The sequence below is a fragment of the Methylobacterium phyllosphaerae genome (assembly GCF_001936175.1).
GTDB lineage: Bacteria > Pseudomonadota > Alphaproteobacteria > Rhizobiales > Beijerinckiaceae > Methylobacterium > Methylobacterium fujisawaense.
In genome coordinates this window covers 3,735,669-3,753,129 of sequence record NZ_CP015367.1, presented here as the reverse complement: position 1 = coordinate 3,753,129, position 17,461 = coordinate 3,735,669, and the positions used below count along the sequence as shown (strand labels likewise).

23 protein-coding genes are annotated in these 17,461 nt (G+C 72.2%); 10 read left to right on the top strand and 13 right to left on the bottom strand.

Annotated elements, in window-relative coordinates; translation table 11 throughout:
- The first annotated feature begins 26 nt into the window (after nucleotides 1–26).
- Nucleotides 27–722 carry a dienelactone hydrolase family protein gene (locus tag MCBMB27_RS17145; RefSeq protein WP_043387178.1) on the top strand — a complete coding sequence of 232 codons (696 nt, stop codon included), beginning with the start codon at nucleotides 27–29 and terminating at the stop codon, nucleotides 720–722.
- Between the two features lie 214 nt (nucleotides 723–936).
- On the opposite strand, the gene MCBMB27_RS17140 is transcribed toward MCBMB27_RS17145, so the two are convergent.
- The 3 genes from MCBMB27_RS17140 to MCBMB27_RS17130 all read right to left on the bottom strand — a co-directional run bounded on the left by MCBMB27_RS17140 (nucleotide 937) and on the right by MCBMB27_RS17130 (nucleotide 1,972).
- On the bottom strand, nucleotides 937–1,290 hold the full coding sequence (locus tag MCBMB27_RS17140; protein WP_043352630.1) for a c-type cytochrome: 354 nt from the start codon (nucleotides 1,288–1,290) through the stop codon (nucleotides 937–939).
- On the bottom strand, nucleotides 1,287–1,661 hold the full coding sequence (locus MCBMB27_RS17135; RefSeq protein ID WP_043387180.1) for an SPW repeat protein: 375 nt from the start codon (nucleotides 1,659–1,661) through the stop codon (nucleotides 1,287–1,289). The genes MCBMB27_RS17140 and MCBMB27_RS17135 overlap by 4 nt, the downstream gene beginning before the upstream one ends.
- A gap of 71 nt (nucleotides 1,662–1,732) precedes the next feature.
- Complete coding sequence (locus tag MCBMB27_RS17130) at nucleotides 1,733–1,972, bottom strand: biotin/lipoyl-containing protein (RefSeq protein WP_043352632.1); 240 nt, start codon at nucleotides 1,970–1,972, stop codon at nucleotides 1,733–1,735.
- Between the two features lie 175 nt (nucleotides 1,973–2,147).
- Between MCBMB27_RS17130 and MCBMB27_RS17125 the strand changes: the two genes are divergently transcribed.
- The 7 genes from MCBMB27_RS17125 to MCBMB27_RS17095 all read left to right on the top strand — a co-directional run bounded on the left by MCBMB27_RS17125 (nucleotide 2,148) and on the right by MCBMB27_RS17095 (nucleotide 5,876).
- On the top strand, nucleotides 2,148–2,666 hold the full coding sequence (locus MCBMB27_RS17125) for a potassium channel family protein (protein WP_043352634.1): 519 nt from the start codon (nucleotides 2,148–2,150) through the stop codon (nucleotides 2,664–2,666).
- A gap of 84 nt (nucleotides 2,667–2,750) precedes the next feature.
- Entirely contained in the window at nucleotides 2,751–2,966 is a 216-nt protein-coding gene (locus MCBMB27_RS17120) for a hypothetical protein (protein ID WP_043352636.1), read from the top strand.
- Between the two features lie 12 nt (nucleotides 2,967–2,978).
- Complete coding sequence (locus MCBMB27_RS17115) at nucleotides 2,979–3,236, top strand: hypothetical protein (RefSeq protein WP_043352639.1); 258 nt, start codon at nucleotides 2,979–2,981, stop codon at nucleotides 3,234–3,236.
- A 132-nt stretch (nucleotides 3,237–3,368) separates the two neighbouring features.
- Nucleotides 3,369–3,821: a response regulator gene (locus MCBMB27_RS17110; protein ID WP_043352641.1), complete on the top strand. Its 453-nt coding sequence runs from the start codon at nucleotides 3,369–3,371 to the stop codon at nucleotides 3,819–3,821.
- Between the two features lie 48 nt (nucleotides 3,822–3,869).
- Nucleotides 3,870–4,517: a BON domain-containing protein gene (locus tag MCBMB27_RS17105; RefSeq protein WP_043387185.1), complete on the top strand. Its 648-nt coding sequence runs from the start codon at nucleotides 3,870–3,872 to the stop codon at nucleotides 4,515–4,517.
- Between the two features lie 88 nt (nucleotides 4,518–4,605).
- Nucleotides 4,606–5,412: a universal stress protein gene (locus MCBMB27_RS17100; protein ID WP_043352654.1), complete on the top strand. Its 807-nt coding sequence runs from the start codon at nucleotides 4,606–4,608 to the stop codon at nucleotides 5,410–5,412.
- Between the two features lie 17 nt (nucleotides 5,413–5,429).
- Entirely contained in the window at nucleotides 5,430–5,876 is a 447-nt protein-coding gene (locus MCBMB27_RS17095; RefSeq protein WP_043352661.1) for a host attachment protein, read from the top strand.
- 338 nt (nucleotides 5,877–6,214) lie between these two features.
- Here the strand turns inward: MCBMB27_RS17095 and MCBMB27_RS17090 are convergent, their stop codons facing one another.
- The 3 genes from MCBMB27_RS17090 to MCBMB27_RS17080 are packed head-to-tail and all read right to left on the bottom strand — an operon-like array spanning nucleotide 6,215 to nucleotide 8,235.
- Nucleotides 6,215–7,075, bottom strand: a complete 861-nt coding sequence (locus tag MCBMB27_RS17090) for a universal stress protein (RefSeq protein WP_075380913.1) — start codon at nucleotides 7,073–7,075, stop codon at nucleotides 6,215–6,217.
- Nucleotides 7,076–7,087: 12 nt separating this feature from the next.
- On the bottom strand, nucleotides 7,088–7,420 hold the full coding sequence (locus MCBMB27_RS17085) for a c-type cytochrome (RefSeq protein ID WP_053610283.1): 333 nt from the start codon (nucleotides 7,418–7,420) through the stop codon (nucleotides 7,088–7,090).
- Nucleotides 7,420–8,235, bottom strand: a complete 816-nt coding sequence (locus MCBMB27_RS17080) for a universal stress protein (RefSeq protein WP_043387218.1) — start codon at nucleotides 8,233–8,235, stop codon at nucleotides 7,420–7,422. Before MCBMB27_RS17080 ends, MCBMB27_RS17085 begins: the two co-directional genes overlap by 1 nt.
- Before the next feature lie 212 nt (nucleotides 8,236–8,447).
- On the opposite strand from MCBMB27_RS17080, the gene MCBMB27_RS17075 reads away from it, so the two are divergent.
- Nucleotides 8,448–9,443 (top strand): ABC transporter ATP-binding protein, encoded by a 996-nt coding sequence (locus tag MCBMB27_RS17075; RefSeq protein WP_043352660.1) that lies wholly within the window; start codon nucleotides 8,448–8,450, stop codon nucleotides 9,441–9,443.
- Nucleotides 9,444–9,535: 92 nt separating this feature from the next.
- Here the strand turns inward: MCBMB27_RS17075 and MCBMB27_RS17070 are convergent, their stop codons facing one another.
- The 3 genes from MCBMB27_RS17070 to MCBMB27_RS17060 are packed head-to-tail and all read right to left on the bottom strand — an operon-like array spanning nucleotide 9,536 to nucleotide 11,400.
- Nucleotides 9,536–10,519 carry a zinc-dependent alcohol dehydrogenase family protein gene (locus MCBMB27_RS17070; RefSeq protein ID WP_075380912.1) on the bottom strand — a complete coding sequence of 328 codons (984 nt, stop codon included), beginning with the start codon at nucleotides 10,517–10,519 and terminating at the stop codon, nucleotides 9,536–9,538.
- A 10-nt stretch (nucleotides 10,520–10,529) separates the two neighbouring features.
- Nucleotides 10,530–11,174: a BON domain-containing protein gene (locus MCBMB27_RS17065; RefSeq protein ID WP_043352669.1), complete on the bottom strand. Its 645-nt coding sequence runs from the start codon at nucleotides 11,172–11,174 to the stop codon at nucleotides 10,530–10,532.
- 25 nt (nucleotides 11,175–11,199) lie between these two features.
- The gene (locus tag MCBMB27_RS17060; protein ID WP_043759288.1) at nucleotides 11,200–11,400 is read right to left on the bottom strand and encodes a hypothetical protein; all 201 of its coding nucleotides are present in this window, start codon (nucleotides 11,398–11,400) and stop codon (nucleotides 11,200–11,202) included.
- A 132-nt stretch (nucleotides 11,401–11,532) separates the two neighbouring features.
- Between MCBMB27_RS17060 and MCBMB27_RS17055 the strand changes: the two genes are divergently transcribed.
- The gene (locus MCBMB27_RS17055; protein WP_043759287.1) at nucleotides 11,533–14,079 is read left to right on the top strand and encodes a phosphoketolase family protein; all 2,547 of its coding nucleotides are present in this window, start codon (nucleotides 11,533–11,535) and stop codon (nucleotides 14,077–14,079) included.
- A 391-nt stretch (nucleotides 14,080–14,470) separates the two neighbouring features.
- On the opposite strand, the gene MCBMB27_RS17050 is transcribed toward MCBMB27_RS17055, so the two are convergent.
- The 4 genes from MCBMB27_RS17050 to MCBMB27_RS17030 form a co-directional block, all read right to left on the bottom strand.
- The gene (locus MCBMB27_RS17050) at nucleotides 14,471–15,184 is read right to left on the bottom strand and encodes a Crp/Fnr family transcriptional regulator (protein WP_158713301.1); all 714 of its coding nucleotides are present in this window, start codon (nucleotides 15,182–15,184) and stop codon (nucleotides 14,471–14,473) included.
- A 656-nt stretch (nucleotides 15,185–15,840) separates the two neighbouring features.
- Nucleotides 15,841–16,317, bottom strand: coding sequence for a hypothetical protein (locus MCBMB27_RS17040; RefSeq protein WP_081948758.1), 477 nt, complete (start codon nucleotides 16,315–16,317; stop codon nucleotides 15,841–15,843).
- A gap of 11 nt (nucleotides 16,318–16,328) precedes the next feature.
- Nucleotides 16,329–16,979, bottom strand: a complete 651-nt coding sequence (locus tag MCBMB27_RS17035; protein ID WP_053610287.1) for a BON domain-containing protein — start codon at nucleotides 16,977–16,979, stop codon at nucleotides 16,329–16,331.
- Between the two features lie 80 nt (nucleotides 16,980–17,059).
- Entirely contained in the window at nucleotides 17,060–17,407 is a 348-nt protein-coding gene (locus MCBMB27_RS17030) for a DUF1476 domain-containing protein (RefSeq protein WP_043352687.1), read from the bottom strand.
- Nucleotides 17,408–17,461 lie beyond the last annotated feature (54 nt).

Genomic DNA, 17,461 nt, shown 5'->3' with positions numbered 1-17,461 from the left:
TCCTCTCCCCAGCGGAGGAGCTGGCCATGGACGAAATCCTCGCTCCGCGCGAGCAGCAGATCCGGATTCCGGCCGCCGCGGCGTTCCTGGCGGCCGACCTGCACGTTCCGCGCACGCCCCGCGGCGTCATCCTGTTCGCGCACGGGTCCGGAAGCGGCCGCTTCAGCCCGCGCAACCGCAGCGTCGCGCAGGCGCTCAATGCGGTGGGCTTCGCGACGGTGCTGGCGGACCTTCTGACCCCGAGCGAAGAGACGGCCGACCGCCGGACCGGCCAGCTGCGTTTCGACATCCCGTTCCTGGCCGGGCGGCTGCGCTCCGTGGCCGCGTGGCTCTCCGGCCAGCGGGATCTGCGGCGGCTCCCGCGGGGCTATTTCGGCGCGAGCACCGGGGCTGCGGCCGCGCTGATTGCGGCCGCCGCCGAGCCGGATCAGGTCGGGGCGATCGTGTCGCGCGGCGGCCGACCCGACCTGGCGGGCGCGACCCTGGCCCGCGTGCGGGCTCCGACGCTGCTGCTCGTGGGAAGCCGCGACCCCGAGGTCCTCGCCCTGAACGAGGCGGCCCTGGCCCGTCTGACCTGCGTCAAGCGCCTGGTCGTCGTGCCCGGTGCGTCGCACCTTTTCGAGGAGCCGGGGACGCTCGAGACGGTGGCACAGCACGCGGCGCGGTGGTTCCGGGAGCACCTGAAGGCCGATACCTCCGGCGCCTCGGTTCCGGTATCCTGACGGCGCGGAGACGCGACGGCCGCCCCGAAGGCCGCGACCCGCGCGACCGGTGCATCGCCGACGCCCAGCCCATCGCTGACGCCAGGAAGCCGCGGCCGTCCGGCGCGGGGCCTGCCCGGCTCCGAGGCCGTCGCGGGCGGCCTGACGGGCGGCAGGCATGTCTGCGGACGGAATCCGCGTCTCGTCCCGGACGGCTCCGAAAGCGTGCCGCGCCTCATGGCCGGATGGCCTCGGCCTCCTTGAGGCTGAGGATGTAGTCGATGACCGCATCCATCTCGTCGCGGTCGAGCCGCAGGCTCGGCATGCGCTGGTGGTGGCTCTGCAGGAAGACGTTGAGCGCCAGTCCGGTCGTCGAGGGCATGTTGGCGATCCGGACGAAGGACGGTCCCATGGCGTCGCCGGCCTGCGGGACGCGACCGATGACGTGACACGGGCTGCAGAGCTGCGTGGCGATGGTCCATCCCCGGAGGCGGTGACCCTCGTCGGGATCGGCCGCCGCGGCGCCGGTTCCGACCGCCAGAAGGCCGGCGAGGAGCGCCGCGCAGGCGGCGGGCCGCGAGACCGTCATGGCCGCCTCGCGATCCGCAGCAGGGCCGTGGCGGAGGCGACGGCCAGGCTCCCGAGAACGACATGCGCCCAGGTCGCGCCGTCATTCGCCGCGAAGCCGAGGGCCCAGGGTGCGACCAGCGTCCAAACCCCGACGAGCAGGACCGTCCGTTCCAGCACGGCCCGGAAGCGGATCTGGTTGGCGCCGTAGAGCATGATGATGAGCAAGCCCGGCAGCAGCGCGGACCCCGCCGCACGGGCATGGTCGGTGAAGGCCAGCACCCACGCCGTCAGCACCAGCGCGATGCCGGCCGTGTACTGCAGGATGCTGACCAGAATCTCGTCCGTCCGCCACGTCGGCGATTGTGTTGGGGCCGGGTCCGCGCGGGACATGATCTGCCTCCGATAGGACCGGCCGGGCGCCGCGCCACGGCCGGTGTTGAAACCATCGCCGCGGCGCGGCGTCAGGCGTGGACCTCGGCGATGACGCAGCCGGGGTCGACCACTTGGTTCACGGGGGCGAGGACCGTCAGGCAGCCCTCGGCCGGCGAGGCGATGTCGTGCAGGGCATCGCCGATGCGGACGGCGGCCACGGCCTCGCCGGCGCGCACGCGCGCTCCGTCCGCCACGAACCACCGCTCCAGAATGCCCTCAGGCAGCATGCTGGTGGACCAGAGTTCCTCGGCCACATGCACGTCGGCCATGGTCGTCTCCCCTGTCGGGGCGCCCGTCGCGGGGCGCCGCTTGTAGAGGAGGCCATCCGGGAAGGACGCGCTTTGATCTGGATCACCGCGCGGCTGCGGGGCCGCTTGAGCCAGGTCAATGAGGTCCGCGGTGTCTCAGGCAGGGTCGAGGGGAACAGTCGTCCGGTCCAGCGCCATGCTCCTCGCCATGACGGCCAGCGTCGCCCTCGTCGTGTCCACGATCCTGGTCCTCTACGAGACGCTGCGGCTGACCTCGGAGCACCTGTCCGAGCTGCCGGTCCCGCCGCGGGTCCGCATCCTGGCCGTGGTGCTGATGACCTTCGTCGGACACACCGTCGCCGTCTGGATCTACGCCGGCGCCTACTGGCTGCTCGTGCTCCGGCTCGGCATCGGCACCTTCGCGGGCGCGCCGGTCGAGACCTTCGAGGACTGCCTGTACTTCTCCGTGGTGGCCTACACGTCCCTCGGGTTCGGCGACCATTTCCCGAGCTCGCACACGCGGCTGCTCGCCGGGGTCGAGGCCCTCAACGGCCTGCTCCTGATCGGGTGGTCGGCCTCGTTCACCTACCTGGCGATGGAGCGGTACTGGCCGCTGCACGGGAAGACGCAGGCGCACCGGGCCGCCCGGGCGGCGGCCGGCATCGGGACCGAGCCCAGCCGAGACCGTCTCTTCCCGCCGGCCCCGGAAACCTGACCGGGCGCCCATCCTTGCGCTGGATCAAGGCCGCCGGTCCCTGCGGGCCCCAGGCTGAAGGGATTCTCGGACAGGAGGCGCACCATGCGCCAATACCTCGTGACCTTCCACAAGGTCGTGCCGGACGATAGCGGCCACGACCACCGTATCCTGCAGCACCAGGTCATCGTCCCCGCCCGGTCGGAGGGCACCGCGGCCTGCGCGGCCCAGGCGCTGTTCTGCGAAGCGGCCGGCATCGTCGACTGGCGTCTGCGGGCCGACACCTGCCTGGTCGCCCAACTGTCCGAGGCCACGGTATAAGGAGGCATCCCCATGAGCCACGATCTCACCGCCCCCGTGCATTGGCAGGGCCGGCAATGGGCCGTCACCGGCTACGGCATCGAGGCGCTCGACGGCATGTACCATGTGCCGTTTTCCGAGATCCCGGAGGCCGAGGCCGGGCCTCCGGACTGGCTGGAGAATCTCTGGCACCGCTACGGCACCGACCGGGACGACCTCGCGGCGGCCCTCAGGGTGGCCCGCTCGATCCGGTTCGCGGCGAAGCCGGCCGCGTCGCGTTCCGCGGCATGAGCCCGGCATGAGTCCGGCAGGAGCCCGGCATGGTCCTGAGCGGTACGGTCACGCCGCCCTTGATCTGGCGCAACGCGGACCGGACCGACCGGTCCATCCTGGTCGCACCGCAACGGCACCGGGAGACGGGCGATGAGGAGCGGACCAGGGGACAGGCCGGTCGTGCTGGTGGCGGAGCCGCAGGCCCTGCCGGGCATGTGGCTGGAGGACGTCCTCGCCGAGGCCGGCTGCGCGGTGCGCGGACCCTACGGAACCAGCGCGGAGGCGGCCCGCTGCCTGGACGAGACGCCTCCGGACTTCGCGGTGGTCAGCATCGACCTGAATCACGGCTCCGGCTTCCCGCTGGCCTGCGCCCTGCGCCGGAAGGGTATCCCCTTCGCCCTGATCTCGGGCAACGCACGCGTTCCGCGCGCCTTCTCGGACGTGCCGCAGTTCGACCGGTTGTTCGAGGCCCGGGCGATGGTCTCCACCGTGACCGCCGGCTGCGCCGTTGCCGGCGGCCCCCGGGCCTGCCCGATGCCGGATCGGAGGCCGGCGGGCGCCCCCTTTGCGCTGGATCAATGCCCGACCGCCTGCCGGGCCTAGCGTCGGCGTGGACCGGGCACGGCCTGGACGTCATCGGAGGAGACCGACATGGGCGACAAGCTGATCCGCCAGAACGTCATCGACGAGTTGGACTTCGACCCGAGCATCGACGCCGCACATATCGGCGTCGCCGTCGAGAACGGCATCGTCACGCTCACGGGCCACGTCGCCAGCTACACGGAGCGCGTCGCCGCCGAGAAGGCGGCCCAGAAGGTGCGCGGGGTGCGCGGCGTCGTCGAGGAGATCAAGGTCCGCTTCGGCGGCGAGACGCCGCCGCGCGACGAGGACCTCGCCCAGCGCGCCGTGCAGATGCTCGACTGGTCCGCGACCGTGCCGAAGGGTGCGGTGCAGGTGAAAGTTCAGAACGGCTGGGTGACGCTGACCGGCCGGGTCGACTGGCAGTATCAGAAGGAAGAAGCCTACCGGTCGATCAAGCGCCTCGCGGGCGTGGCCGGCATCCTCAACACCATCGAGGTGGCGCCGAAGGCGAGCGTGCCCGATGTGCGTGCGAAGATCCTGGCGGCGCTGAAGCGCAACGCCGAACTCGAGGCGGACGCCATCAAGGTCACCGTCAAGGACGCGAAGGTCGTCCTGGAGGGCAAGGTGAACGCGTGGCACGAGCGCCGGCTCGCCGAGAACGCGGCGTGGTCGGCGCCGGGCGTGCGCGCCGTCGAGGACCACCTGACGCTGGGCTGACCGACGCTGGGCTGAGGCCCGAACCGACGGGAGGCGCCGGCCGGGCCCGCCGTCATCCCGCCGCCGTCCTTCGAGCCGGAGACGTTCCATGACCTATGCGAGCATCATGGTCGCCATGGACCTGACGGATGGCGCGCGAAACCGCGTGCGCCTGGCAGGCCGCCTCGCCGACGACTTCAACGCCCGCCTGATCGGCGTCGCCGCGGAGCAGCCGGCCTATGTCGTCCCGCCGGTGGGCCCGACGCCGGCGAGCGCCTACGCGCTGGCCGATTCCGGCGAGACCGTCCTGAACGACCTCCGGGTCGCCCACGAGGCCTTCGCGGCGGCGGCCGGCGGCCGCAACCGCCTCGAGTGGCGCTCCAACCTCGATGTCCCGGTGGCGTTCCTGGCGGCACAGTCCGCGGCCGCCGACCTCGTGGTGGTCGGCCGCGGAGTCCCCGGGCCCCCCCTGTTCGCGGTGGATCCGGCCGATGCGGTCATGCAGCTCGGCCGTCCGGTGCTGGTGGTGCCGCCGGATCTGGACCATCTCGACGCGAAGCGCGTGGTGATCGGCTGGAAGAACACGCGCGAGGCGCGCCGGGCGGTCTGGGACGCGCTGCCCTTCCTGAAGCGCGCCTCGGAGGTGCTCGTCGTCTCCGTCGACGACGGAGCCAGTTCCGAAGGGCAGGATACCCTCCGCCTCCTTCAGGCCCATGACGTCTCCGCGATCCGCGTCCGGCGCGATGCCCAGGGCGAGTTGGTGTCCCTGGCGCTCGTCGAGGCGGCGGCAGAGCATGGGGCGGACCTGATCGTCACGGGCGCCTACGGGCACGGGCGTCTGCGCGAGTGGGTCGTCGGCGGCGTCACCCGCGAACTGCTGGCCGGCGCCCCGGTCTGCTGCCTGATGAGCCACTGAGAGCAGGGATGGGCGGCATGTCCGATACACGCACCCGCATGATCCCGCACGGCGGCTACGTCGTCGTCTGCGACGGCCGCAAGGCCCTGGTGCTCCGCAACGTGAGCGTCCACCCGAAGCCGGACCTCCAGGTCCAGCTCGCGTTCGAGGCGCCCCCGAACCCGCCGACCCACGCGCAGGGCACCGACAGGCCGCCGCGGGTCAGGCTCGGAGACCAGCGCAGCGCCATCGCGCAGACGGACTGGCATGATCTCGCCGAGCGACGCTTCGCGAAAGCGGTCGCCCACGCGCTGGACGCCTTCGATCCGGTCACGGCCCTGATCGTCGTCGCCCCGCCGAAGACCCTCGCCGAGATGCGGCGCGCGTTGCCCGAGCGCCTGCGGCGGGTCGTCGTGGCGGAGGTCGACAAGGATCTGACCAAGCACCCGGTCGAGGAGATCGAGCGCTGCCTCGCCAATGCCTGACCCCGCGCCAGACGCCGACGCGGCAGGGGCCGACGGGGCAGGAGCCGACGCGGCAGGAGCCGACGAGGCTGGGACGCTGCCGCCGGCCCCACGCCCGGGGGACTGGAGCGCGGCGGACGCCGCCGCGGCCCGGGTCCTGATCGACGCCATCCTCTCGCGCCACGGGGCGGCGTTCCGGGACCTGTTCTGGCGCGCCGTCGATACCGGCTACAATTGCGCTCTCCGGCCGGATCCGGACGCAGAGGCGCAACCGGCGCCCCCCGGACCCGGCTGCGGCGGTGGAACCACATCGCGACCGGGCGCCCGGTCGAAACCGAGCGCTCTGCCCAGGTCCGCACTCAGTGGGCCATGAGCACCGGAATGCCGGCGTGTTCGATGACATGGCGGGTGACGCCGCCGAGCAGGAACTCGCGCACGCGGCTGTGCGTGTAGGCGCCCATGGCCAGCAGGGAGGCGTTGCGCCGTCCCGCCTCCGCCAGGATCGCCGCGCCGACCGGCGTCCCGTCCTCGACCGGCAGACTGACGGCCTCCGCCACGATGCCGTGCCAGCGCAGATAGGCGCACAGATCCGCTGCCCGCACCTCCGCGAAGCGCTCGGTCTGCGCGTGCACGACCGTGACGCGCGCGGCCTCGTGCAGCAGCGTGATGGACTGGCCGATCAGGCGCGTCGCCTCCAGGCTGCCGTTCCAGGCGATCACGATATGGTCCAGCAGGTCGTGGGGGATGTGTTCGCCGACGACCAGGGTCGGCCGGCCGACGGCGAACAGGGCGGTGTCGAGGGCGCGGCCCGTGAACGGCTCGTCCGGATCCGGGCGGTCGACGATGACGAGGTCGTTGACCCGCCCGGTCAGCGTCAGGAGCGGCTCGACCTCTCCGGAGAGTTCGGTCCACGTGGCGAAGGTGGCGTCCAGGCGCTCGGCCTTCGCGATCACCGGCACGCCCGCGCGTCCGCACCACGCCTCGAAGGCCGCCTTGCCCTCGGCCGCCGATTCCCGGACGCTCTGCTGGATGGCCTCGATGGTCGTGCCGTCCATCGGCACGAGGCTCGCCATGGCGGCCAGCACGTGCTCCGGGCCGGGCGCCATGAAGGCGACGCCGATATGCGCGTGCAGGCGCCGCCCGAGGCGCAGGGCCGCGTCCAGCCGACGCGTCGCGTCGATCCCCGGGCCGGTCGGGACGAGGAGGCAGCGGAGGTACATCGAGGCTCTCCCTCAGCGTTCCAGCGATTTCAGGTAGGCGATCAGGTCTTGCGCCTGGTCCGGATCGAACCGGAACTCGGGCATGGTCGGGTGGCCCGTGCGGATCCCCTCGGTGAGCGCCTCGCCGAGATCCTCGACGGGGTAGCGCGTGTGGAGATCGCGGAAGGGGGGCGCGGCCCGCAGCGGACTTTCCCCGGCCCGCCCGATGGCGTGGCACCGGGCGCAGTTGGTCCGCGCGAGGGTCTCGCCTTGCCGGATCTGCAGGTTCCAGGCCGGCGCCGACACGGCGGGCAGAGGGGGGAGGGCAGCCAGGACGCCGGCGAGAAGGAGGCGGGTCGTGCGCATCAGTGGCTCATCAGGCAGCAGACGGTGGTGGTCTCCAGCATCTCGCGGGTCGCGCCCCCGAAGACCCACTCGCGCAGCCGGGAATGGCCGTAGGCGCCCATGACGATCAGATCCGCCTCCTCCCGCCGGGCGAAGCGGAGGATCTCGTCCGCGACGCTGATCTCGGGCTTGTGCAGCAGGTGCGTGGCGACGCGGATGCCGTGCCCCGACAGGTACGCGGCGACGTCCGTGGCGCCTTCGCGGCGCGCCTCCGGACCCGCGACCGCGACATGGACTTGGTCGGCCCGCACCAGGAACGGCAGGGCGTCGTGGACGGCCCTGCGCGCCTCGCGGGTGTCCTTCCAGGCCACGACGATCCGCTTGGCCGAGAGCCGATGGAGACCGGGCGGCACGATGAGGACGGGACGCCCCGCCTCCATCAGCAGGCCGCCCGCGGCGACACCCATCGGCCCGGGATCGCCGTCGGCCGGCCCCTGACGGCTCACCACCACGAGGCCGGCGGCGCGGGCCTGTTCCACCAGGAAGGCCAGGGGCTCGGCCAGCGCCTCCCGCCACGCGGTCCTGACCCGCTCGCCGGCCTCGCGCTCGAACAGCGCCCGCCCTTCGGCCAGCTCCTCCTTCGCCCGCGTCTCCTCGATCTCGAAGATGCGCTGCGACGCGTCGGCGCTCTCGACCGGGATCATGGTGACGAGCTGCCGCGCGGCGACGCCGATCAGGGTGGTGTCGAAGCGCCAGGCGATGTCGGCGGCGAGCCGGACGCGGTCGACGGCCGTGGCCCCGCGGTCGACCGAGACCAAGATGTTGGAGATCCGCATGATCACCTCCCGGCGCGGGCCCGTCCGCCCGGCCCGGCGACTCTTGCCCGTGCGGGTGGCCGGGGCCTTGATCCAGCTCAACCGCACCGGGGCCAGCGCAAGCCGCGAGGGCGCGTGTCCCGCCGCGCGGTGGGCGCGATGTCCGGGACGATTGACCGATCGCAATGCCCGGTCCCGCCGGATGGGGACATGAGGTTGCGGATGGAGGTCTCATGCCGTCCGCTTCCGCGATCCTGGCTTCAGGCCTGCCCGGTTTCGGGCCCTCCCGCGATGGGCTGGCGACGCCGCGGACCCTCCCGGCCTTCATCGCGAGCGCGAGCGGCGCCCATCAGCTGGCCCTGGTGGCGATGGCGACGGCCCTCTTCGTGGCGGATCTGGCGCCCCTCGAGCTGCAGCGCCGGGTCGTCAACGCGGCCCTTCCCGGCGGGAGCGCCCGAACCATCCTCCTGCTCGCGGCCCTGTACATCGCGGCGGCCACGGCGATGGGGGCCCTCAAGCTCGCGCTCAACATATACCGCAGCTACGTCAGCGAGAGCGCGGTCCGCCGGCTCCGCAGGACGCTGCTGCAAGACCTCGGCACCCTCGCCCCGGGCGACCGTGCGGCGGTCGAGGGCGTGGAGGTCTCCCTCGTCCTGGCGGAGGCGGAGCCGGTCGGCGCCTTCGTCGGCGTGAGCGTCTCGGAACCGGTCCTGGAGGGCGGCATCGTGCTGGGGACGTTCGGGTACATGCTGTACCTCAACCCGCTGATGGCGGCCCTGGCGCTGGCGGTGTTCGTACCGCAGATGGTCTTCGTGCCGCTGATGCAGCAGGCGATCAACCGCCGCGTGGTCGCGCGGACGGGCGCCTTGCGCCGCATCAGCGGCGGCATCATCGGCCGGCACCGACACGAGGCCACGGGACTTCAGGACGCACGCATCGAGCGGGTGTTCCGGCTCAACATGGGCATCTTCAAGCTGAAGTTCTCGATGAACTTCCTCATGAACCTGATGCACCATGCCGGGGTGGCGCTGACCCTGGGGCTGGGCGGCTACCTCGTGGTGAACGGCGAGACGGATCTTGGGACCGTCGTGGCCTTCGTCGCGGGCCTGAGGCAGCTCAACGATCCGTGGGGCGGCCTGATCGACTGGTTCCGGGAGTGGCGCGTCACGCTGGCAAAGTACGCCCTGCTCCGGCAGGCCCTCGACACGCTCCCGCGGCAGGGCGCCTGAGGCGGCGTTCCGGCCGGATCGTGCCCGCCGATCGCCCGAAACCGCCTCGACCCGGTGCCCCGCCCGGACGGCCTCGCGCCCGGGACGTGGGATCAGGGCACGAGGACCGCCGCGCCCCGGAGGGCGCCGGACCGGTGATCCGCCACGGCCTCGTTGGCGCGGGTCAGCGCGTAGGTGCGGGTGTGCGTGACGAGGCCGGCCTGCGGCACGACGGCGAAGAAGGTGCGGGCGTCCTCGCGCGTGAGGTTCGCCACCGAATGCACGGAGCGCTCGCCCCAGAGCCGGTCGTAGGGGAAGGCCGGGATGTCGCTCATGTGGATGCCGCCGCAGACCACGCGGCCCCCCTTGCGCAGGGCGCCGAGGGCCCGCGGGACGAGGTTCCCGTCCGGGGCGAAGATCAGGGCCGCGTCCATCGGCTCGGGCGGCGCCTCGTCCGACCCGCCGGCCCACGCGGCCCCCAGCGTGCGCGCGAAGTCCTGGGCGTCCCGGTCGCCCGGCCGGGTCAGCGCGAACACGCGCCGCCCCTGCCAGCGGCAGATCTGGGCGACGATGTGGGCGGCCGCCCCGAACCCGTAGAGACCGACCGTTCCGGCATCGCCGGCCATCCGCAGCGTGCGCCAGCCGATCAGCCCGGCGCACAGAAGGGGCGCCGTCGCGACCGGGTCCAGGCGCGCGTCGAGCGGGATGGTGAAGGCGGCCTCGGCCAGGAGATGGCTCGCGAAGCCGCCGTCGCGGGTGCAGCCGGTGAAGCCGGGGGCGTCGCAGAGGTTCTCGCGCCCCGTCTCGCAGTAGGCGCAGTGCCCGCAGGCATGCCCGAGCCAAGGTACGCCGACCCGCATGCCCGGTCGCGGCGCCGTCACGCCCGCGCCGACCGCCTCGACGCGCCCGACGACCTCGTGTCCCGGCACGATGGGGTAGACGGCCTGGGGCAGGTCGCCGTCGATGACGTGGATGTCGGTTCGGCAGACCGCGCAGGCCTCGACCCGGATGCGCAGCTCGCCCGGCCCGGGGTCCGGGTCCGGACGCTCCTCCGGTACGAGGGCCGCGCCGATCTCCCGCAGGACCATGGCCAGCATCGGACCGGCCTCACGCGAGGGTCAGGCGATCCTCGACGGCGCGGACGCCGGGCGCCGACCACGCGGCCCGCTCGGCGATCTCGCGCTCGCTCCAGACATCGACGCACCCGTCGAGGGTGACCTTGTCGCCGTCCACGTGCACGCGGATCGTATCCGGATCCCGCGCGCTCCGTCTCAGGGCCGCGAGGATGCGGGACTTCACCTCGGTGGCCTGCGCCAGCGGCTTCACCGCGATGAGATTGACGATGTCGGTGACGCCGGCCAGGCGCCGCAGCGCCTGATCGACGGCCGCCTTCTGGTGATAGAACGGGACACAGCCGTCGAGCGTGACGCAGCCCTTCTCGACCTTGAGCGTGACCGCGTTCTCCGGGATCTGCACGTCCCATGCGAGCACCCGGGCGCAGCGCTCGGCCAGGGCCTCGTCGCCGACGATGGGGCAGTTCGGATAACGGACCTCGATCCGCTCCACCACGCCCCGCACGCCGCGGACCCGCAGCACGACGCGCTCGGCGATGCCCTTCTCGGCGTAGTTGCGGACATGCCCCGTCAGGGTCACGATGCCGTTCTCGACGGTGACGCCGATCTGCGCCGCGTCGATCATCGGAGCGTATTCCAGCTCGTCGAGCACATGCTGGTGCACGGTCTTGTCGTCCATCACCCGTCTCCCCGCGTCGCTCGGTTCAGAGGACCAGCCAGAGCAGCACAGTCGTCACCGCCGAGGCCGCGATGGCCAGGGCCAGGGCCTGCAGACTGCCGATGCGCCCGTAGTGGTAGCCATCCGCCACGACGCGCCGGCCCGCGTCGTTCCGCGGCTCGAGCCTGAGCGGCATCCATACGCGGCGCACCGTCCGGATGTGGGTGGATCGAAGCACCAGGGTCATCGTTCGCTCCCGTCTTGGCTGACGGGGCCATCTTGCCGTCCTGCCTGGGGAGGGCCTTGATCCACCTCAACGCCGCCGGGCCCGGCCCCCGGCAGGGTCCGCCCCGGGTTACGGATCCGCCGGGAGGCCGACATGGACGCGAGGCACGGCTCGAAGGAGCGCCGCGACGGCGAAGGCCGGGACGACGGACACGGCCTGGCCTTCGTGCCCGGGCCGCTCGGACCCGATGGCCTCGGGACGATCGACGCCTACTGGCGCGCCGCCAACTACCTGTCGGTCGGGCAGATCTACCTCATGGCCAACCCGCTCCTGCGCGAGCCGCTCAAGGCGGAGCACGTCAAGCCGCGGCTCCTCGGCCACTGGGGGACGACGCCCGGCCTCAACTTCATCTACGCGCACCTGAACCGGATCATCCGGCAGCGCGACCTCGACATGATCGCCGTTTGGGGACCGGGCCACGGTGCGCCGGGTCTCGTGGCCAACGCCTACCTGGAGGGCACCTACAGCGAAATCTACCCGGACGTGGCCCGGGACGCGGTCGGGATGGGCCGCCTGTTCCGGCAGTTCTCGTTCCCCGGCGGCATCCCGAGCCACGCCTCGCCCGAGCTGCCGGGCTCGATCCACGAGGGCGGCGAACTCGGCTACTCTCTGGCGCATGCGTTCGGGGCAGCCCTCGACAATCCGGGCCTGACCGTCGCCTGCATCGTCGGGGACGGCGAGGCCGAGACCGGGCCGCTCGCCGCCGCCTGGCACGCGAACAAGTTCCTCGATCCGCGCTCCGACGGCACGGTCCTGCCGATCCTGCACCTCAACGGCTACAAGATCGCCAGCCCGACGGTCCTCGCCCGCATGCCCGCGGACGAGCTGCGCAGCCTTCTCGTCGGCTACGGCTACGCGCCGGTCTTCGTCGAGGGCGACGACCCGGCCCCGATGCACCAGGCCATGGCCACGGCCCTCGATGCCGCCTTCGACACCATCGCGGAGATCCGGGCGCGTGCCGGACGCGGCGCCGTCGAGCGGCCCCGCTGGCCCATGATCGTGCTGCGCAGCCCCAAGGGCTGGACCGGGCCGCATTGCGTGGACGGCAAGCCCGTCGAGGGCACATGGCGTGCGCACCAAGTGCCGGTCGCCGCCGTCCGGGAGAATGCGGAGCACCGGGCGATCCTGGAAGCCTGGATGCGCTCCTATCGTCCGGAGGAGCTGTTCGCGGAGGACGGCGCCCTCGTCCCCGAACTCGCCGCGCTGCCGCCGAAGGGGGCGCGGCGCATCTCGGCCAATCCGCACGCCAACGCGCACAAGAGCGCGCCCCTGCGCCTACCCGACCTGAGCGTGGCGGCCGTCGCGGTGCCGGAGCCCGGCCGCACCAGGGCCGAGGCCACCCGCGCGCTCGGGGCCTACCTTCGGGAGGTGCTGACCCTGAACGCGCCGGCGCGCAACTTCCGCATCATGGGGCCGGACGAGACCGCCTCGAACCGCCTCGACGCGGTCTTCGCGGTGACGAGCCGCGCCTGGCAGGAGGCGATCCTGCCGGGCGACGAGAACCTCGCCCGCGACGGCCGCGTCATGGAGGTGCTGAGCGAGCACCTCTGCGAGGGCTGGCTGGAGGGCTACGTGCTGACCGGGCGGCACGGCCTGTTCGCGACTTACGAGGCCTTCGCGCACGTGGTCGATTCGATGGTGAACCAGCACGCCAAGTGGCTGAAATCCGCGCGCGACCTGCCCTGGCGCCGGCCGGTGCCGTCCCTCAACATCCTTCTCTCGTCCCATGTCTGGCGGCAGGACCACAACGGCTTCAGCCACCAGGACCCCGGCTTCATCGACTTCGTGGCCAACAAGCGGGGCGACACGGCCCGCATCTACCTGCCGCCGGACGCGAACACCCTGCTCTGCGTCATGGATCATTGCCTGCGCACCTACGACCGCATCAACGTCGTCGTGGCCGGCAAGCAGCCGGCCCTGCAGTGGTTGAGTCTGGACGAGGCCGTCCGCCATTGCGCGGCCGGCGTCGACATCTGGGACTGGGCCTCCAACGAGGGTGCGGGGGAGCCGGATGTGGTGATGGCCTGCGCGGGCGACGTGCCGACCCAGGAGACGCTCGCCGCGGTGGATTGGCTGCGCCGACATGTCCCCGCGCTCAAGGTCCGGGTGGTGAACGTCGTCGACCTGATGACGCTGCCTGCGCCCGAGACGCACCCCCACGGGCTCGACGACGCAACCTTCGACAGCCTGTTCACCTCCGATCGGCCCGTGGTGTTCGCCTATCACGGCTATCCGTGGCTCATCCATCGGCTGACCTACAAGCGGACGAACCATGGCAACTTCCACGTCCACGGCTTCATCGAGGAGGGCACGACCACGACGCCCTTCGACATGTGCGTGCTGAACCGCCTCGACCGCTTCCACCTCGCGCTCGCCGCGCTGCAGACGGTCCCCCATCTCGGGGCATGCGCCGAGCATGCCGAGCAGGCGCTGCGGGATGCCTTGGCGGCCCATCACGCGTATGTCCGTCGCACCGGCGACGACCTGCCGGAGGTGCGGGATTGGGTCTGGCCGGACCGGCATGCGCATCCGCATCCGGACCGTCGGCGGATCGACGGCGACATCATGCAGTGCGGTCCAACCACGGGCGAAGAGCCTCGCCCGGGCGAAACCCTGGACGACTGGACGGTCGTCACCTGAGGCCGGGCGATGATCCGCGTCCTCGACGCCGGCGCCTCCAGCCTGCGCCGCGCCCTGTCCCGGCCGGGTGCCGACGACCCGGCGTGGCGCGCCCGCGGTCGCCGACACCGGTCATGAGCGGCGCTCCCGATCGGAGGCCTCGACGCGCCGGTGCTGGGCGCGCTGGACGAACCCCCCGGGCGTCCCTTCCTGACTGCGATCACGGTATCGGTGCCCGACCTTCGGGGTGTCGCGACGGCCCGAAGCGCGCGTGCCGCGCGAGGCGTCTTCGGGCCGTCTTCGGGGCCGCGCCATCCCCCGGGCTGGACGCAATCGCGGATGAGTCCCTCCGCGAGGACCGCTCCAAACCCGGATCCGGGGGGAGCCGAACCCGGGCCGTGTCCACCCCGGGTCAGGGGGGCGGGAAATCCAGGTTCAGGTAGGCAGGGTCGAATTCGGCGACCTTCCGGAGACCGTCCCAGTCCTCGATGGTCATCCATCGGCATCGCTTGGACACGAGCCCGGCCTGCTGGAGCCTCTTCATGGTTCGGTTCGCGTGGACCGATGTGAGGCCCAGGGCGCTGCCGAGTTCCGTCTGCGTCAGGGGCATCGGAAATCGGAAGGCCTCGGTCATGCCGGCCACCGCGGCCCGGGTGAAGAGTTCGCAGATCAGGTGCGCCATCCCCGCATAGGCTTGACGGTGCCCCGCATTCAGGAGCCAGCGGCGGGTTATGGCCGCCTCGGTGGCGGTTTCGACCTGAATCAGACGGCCGATGCCGGGATGCCGCTCGACGAGCCCGTGCAGGACGCCGTGCGGAATGATGCCGATGCGGCATGGGGTGAGCGTGGCGATGACATGATCCATCTCGCCCCGCAGAAGGCCCTGCAGGTCCAGGGCGTCGCCGGCGAGTTGCAGGCCGAGGATCTGCGGCCTGCCGTCCTTCAAGGGGACGTACCGGCACGTCCAACCCTCCAGCAGAAGGCGGCATTCGGTCGGCGTGTCGCCCTCGCGCACGATGTCCGTGTCCGCCTCGACGTTCACGACCCGGGATACGGATGCGGCGAGGGCATCGATCTCCGCGGCCCAGACGCCGCCGGACCGATCCAGCCTGCGCCGGATGGTCAAGGTCCAATCCACGCCCGACGGGCGCGTGGGGTCGCGGGCAAACTTCCGCCGGCCCCTCTGCGCGTCCCGGGCGCGTGCCAGGGGGAGTGTCGGGGGCAGTGTCGGGGGCCGTGTCGGGCCAGGGGGGGATTGCGCCGCCTCGCATCCCTGGGCGGTGATCGCTTCGTGGCTCAGCCTTGAGCGCGTCTTCCCTTCGGCTATCGACATCATGCGCCCCCAGTCTCGCTGGATGGAAACAGGTCGGCGCCGCGCCGCGGTCGTGCCTTGCGGTGGATCAAAGGCGCCCGGTTCGAAGCCTCCACGCCATCCGGCATCGCGGCACGATGCACCGCCTGCCGCCCGGCGGCCCCCGGAGATCATCGCCGCACCCTGAGGGACGGCGGGGGGCTGCACGCTCCATCGCGCTCACGCGCGCACACCCCCCATCCCGACCCCGCCATCGCGGCCGTCGCGCCCCTCCGTCGAACCGACGGAACGGGCTGCGATGTCGGCCGGCCGCACCCATCGGTACAGGAGACGGTCGACCGCGCCGGCCCGGGCGAGCGGCAGATCGCGCCAGAAGGTGCGCCACCGCGTCAGAAGGGTGCTCTCGGCGGACCCGAACTCCGACGGAGGCGGGCACAGGGGCAAGACGGGACAGTCCGCGCCCCCGCCCGTCATGATCCGTCCCCGCCGTCCGGATGGGTGAGGCGGGCGACCTTGAACGTGCGGTAGACCGCGCCGCCGGCATCCCGGATCGAGACGTACTCGCCTTCGACGAAGACGTGGGTACCCAGATGGTAGCCGGCCTCGTCATCCTCGTTCGTCCAGTCCTCGTAGTCGATCAGCCAAGTCGCGCCGCCCTCGCCACCGGCCCGGTGCACCAGGCGGCCGTGCCGGTCCGGCTCGCCGATCCAGAAGCGGCGGACGCGGCACCGGTCGCGGGTCTCGCGCCAGAGCGCCGGGTCGAGGTGCCCGTCTGGCGTGAGGGGCGCCACGATCTCGTAGCCCCGTCCGGTGCTGCCGTCCGGATGCTCCGGGCAGCGCGCCAGCGTCAGCGTCACGCGAGACAGTCCGGGCCGGGCATCGGGTTTCCCCGGAGGTCGTCCACCCTGGAGCGGGGCGGCGTCGAGCGCGTGCGATTCGCCGGACATGGCGGTCCTCCTCAGCTCAGGGCCACGATGCGGTCCTCGACGGCGCGCACGCCCGGCACCGACCATGCGGCGCGCTCGGCCGCATCGCGCTCGGCCCAGGCCGTCACCGCCCCTTCCAGGGTCACCTTGTCCCCCGTGACGGTGACCTTGATCCCCTCCGCCTCGAACAGGGCGCCCCGCCGGAACGCCTCCAGGATCTTGTCCTTGACCGCCGCCGGGGGCACCTGCCGCCGGATTTCGATGAGGTTGGTCACGCCGTGCACGCCGGTGAGCTTCCGGACGGCCGCCTCGGCGCCCGCCACTTGGTACTGCCAGTCCACCGTGCCGGTCAGCGTGACCCAGCCGCCGGCCACCTTCACCTGGATGGCGTCCTTCGGCAGGTGCACCGACCAGTCGATGATCGCGAGCGCTCGGGCGGCGATCTGGTCGTCGGCCACCTTCTTCGCGTCGGCGTAGCGGACCGCGATCTCCTGCGCGATGGCGCGCACGCCCCGGACGCGGCGCACGGCGCGCTCCGCCTCCACCTTCTCGGCGTAGCTGCCGACATGGCCGGTGAGCGTCACCACCCCTTCGGAGACGGCGACGCCGATATCCCCGGCGTCCAGGCTCGGGTCGAAGTCGAGTTCGTCGAGCACCGCCCGGCGCAGGTCCTTGTCGGTCATGGGGTCCTTCCTCATGGCGTGTCTCCCGATCGTTCTGGCTGGCGCGATGGCGCGGGGGCTCCTCGGCGCTGCGGCGCGGCCTAGACGGAGGAGCCTCGATTCAGCGCGACGCCGACGCGCCGCTCGGCCTGGGCGAGCGCGGCGCACCGCTCCAGCTCCGTGCGCAGGCGGGGGATCGTCGCGTCGATGCCGGCCGCCCCGAGATCCGACCGAAGCCTGTCGATCAGCGCTTCGTCCTCGGTCACGACGGCGTACTCCGTGACGGCGGTGACGTAGTCTTCCGCCGCCTGGCCGGTCAGGTTCATCCGCTCGGAGGCCCAGGCGGCCAGGAGCCGGTTGCGCCGGTTGCGGGCGTGGAACCGCGCCTCTTCCTCCTGGACGAAGCGGCGTTCGGCGGCTCGCTCGCGCTCGTCGAACGTCGTGGTCATGGAAGCCTCCATCCCGTGAGCGGTGCCGGACCGCGCCGGCTGCGGTTCGGCCAT

Coding starts and splice junctions, on each gene's coding strand:
- MCBMB27_RS17145 (WP_043387178.1), top strand. CDS start 27: ATGGACGAAATCCTCGCTCCGCGCGAGCAGCAGATCCGGATTCCGGCC.
- MCBMB27_RS17140 (WP_043352630.1), bottom strand. CDS start 1,290: ATGACGGTCTCGCGGCCCGCCGCCTGCGCGGCGCTCCTCGCCGGCCTT.
- MCBMB27_RS17135 (WP_043387180.1), bottom strand. CDS start 1,661: ATGTCCCGCGCGGACCCGGCCCCAACACAATCGCCGACGTGGCGGACG.
- MCBMB27_RS17130 (WP_043352632.1), bottom strand. CDS start 1,972: ATGGCCGACGTGCATGTGGCCGAGGAACTCTGGTCCACCAGCATGCTG.
- MCBMB27_RS17125 (WP_043352634.1), top strand. CDS start 2,148: ATGCTCCTCGCCATGACGGCCAGCGTCGCCCTCGTCGTGTCCACGATC.
- MCBMB27_RS17120 (WP_043352636.1), top strand. CDS start 2,751: ATGCGCCAATACCTCGTGACCTTCCACAAGGTCGTGCCGGACGATAGC.
- MCBMB27_RS17115 (WP_043352639.1), top strand. CDS start 2,979: ATGAGCCACGATCTCACCGCCCCCGTGCATTGGCAGGGCCGGCAATGG.
- MCBMB27_RS17110 (WP_043352641.1), top strand. CDS start 3,369: ATGAGGAGCGGACCAGGGGACAGGCCGGTCGTGCTGGTGGCGGAGCCG.
- MCBMB27_RS17105 (WP_043387185.1), top strand. CDS start 3,870: ATGGGCGACAAGCTGATCCGCCAGAACGTCATCGACGAGTTGGACTTC.
- MCBMB27_RS17100 (WP_043352654.1), top strand. CDS start 4,606: ATGACCTATGCGAGCATCATGGTCGCCATGGACCTGACGGATGGCGCG.
- MCBMB27_RS17095 (WP_043352661.1), top strand. CDS start 5,430: ATGTCCGATACACGCACCCGCATGATCCCGCACGGCGGCTACGTCGTC.
- MCBMB27_RS17090 (WP_075380913.1), bottom strand. CDS start 7,075: ATGTACCTCCGCTGCCTCCTCGTCCCGACCGGCCCGGGGATCGACGCG.
- MCBMB27_RS17085 (WP_053610283.1), bottom strand. CDS start 7,420: ATGCGCACGACCCGCCTCCTTCTCGCCGGCGTCCTGGCTGCCCTCCCC.
- MCBMB27_RS17080 (WP_043387218.1), bottom strand. CDS start 8,235: ATGCGGATCTCCAACATCTTGGTCTCGGTCGACCGCGGGGCCACGGCC.
- MCBMB27_RS17075 (WP_043352660.1), top strand. CDS start 8,448: ATGCCGTCCGCTTCCGCGATCCTGGCTTCAGGCCTGCCCGGTTTCGGG.
- MCBMB27_RS17070 (WP_075380912.1), bottom strand. CDS start 10,519: ATGCTGGCCATGGTCCTGCGGGAGATCGGCGCGGCCCTCGTACCGGAG.
- MCBMB27_RS17065 (WP_043352669.1), bottom strand. CDS start 11,174: ATGGACGACAAGACCGTGCACCAGCATGTGCTCGACGAGCTGGAATAC.
- MCBMB27_RS17060 (WP_043759288.1), bottom strand. CDS start 11,400: ATGACCCTGGTGCTTCGATCCACCCACATCCGGACGGTGCGCCGCGTA.
- MCBMB27_RS17055 (WP_043759287.1), top strand. CDS start 11,533: ATGGACGCGAGGCACGGCTCGAAGGAGCGCCGCGACGGCGAAGGCCGG.
- MCBMB27_RS17040 (WP_081948758.1), bottom strand. CDS start 16,317: ATGTCCGGCGAATCGCACGCGCTCGACGCCGCCCCGCTCCAGGGTGGA.
- MCBMB27_RS17035 (WP_053610287.1), bottom strand. CDS start 16,979: ATGACCGACAAGGACCTGCGCCGGGCGGTGCTCGACGAACTCGACTTC.
- MCBMB27_RS17030 (WP_043352687.1), bottom strand. CDS start 17,407: ATGACCACGACGTTCGACGAGCGCGAGCGAGCCGCCGAACGCCGCTTC.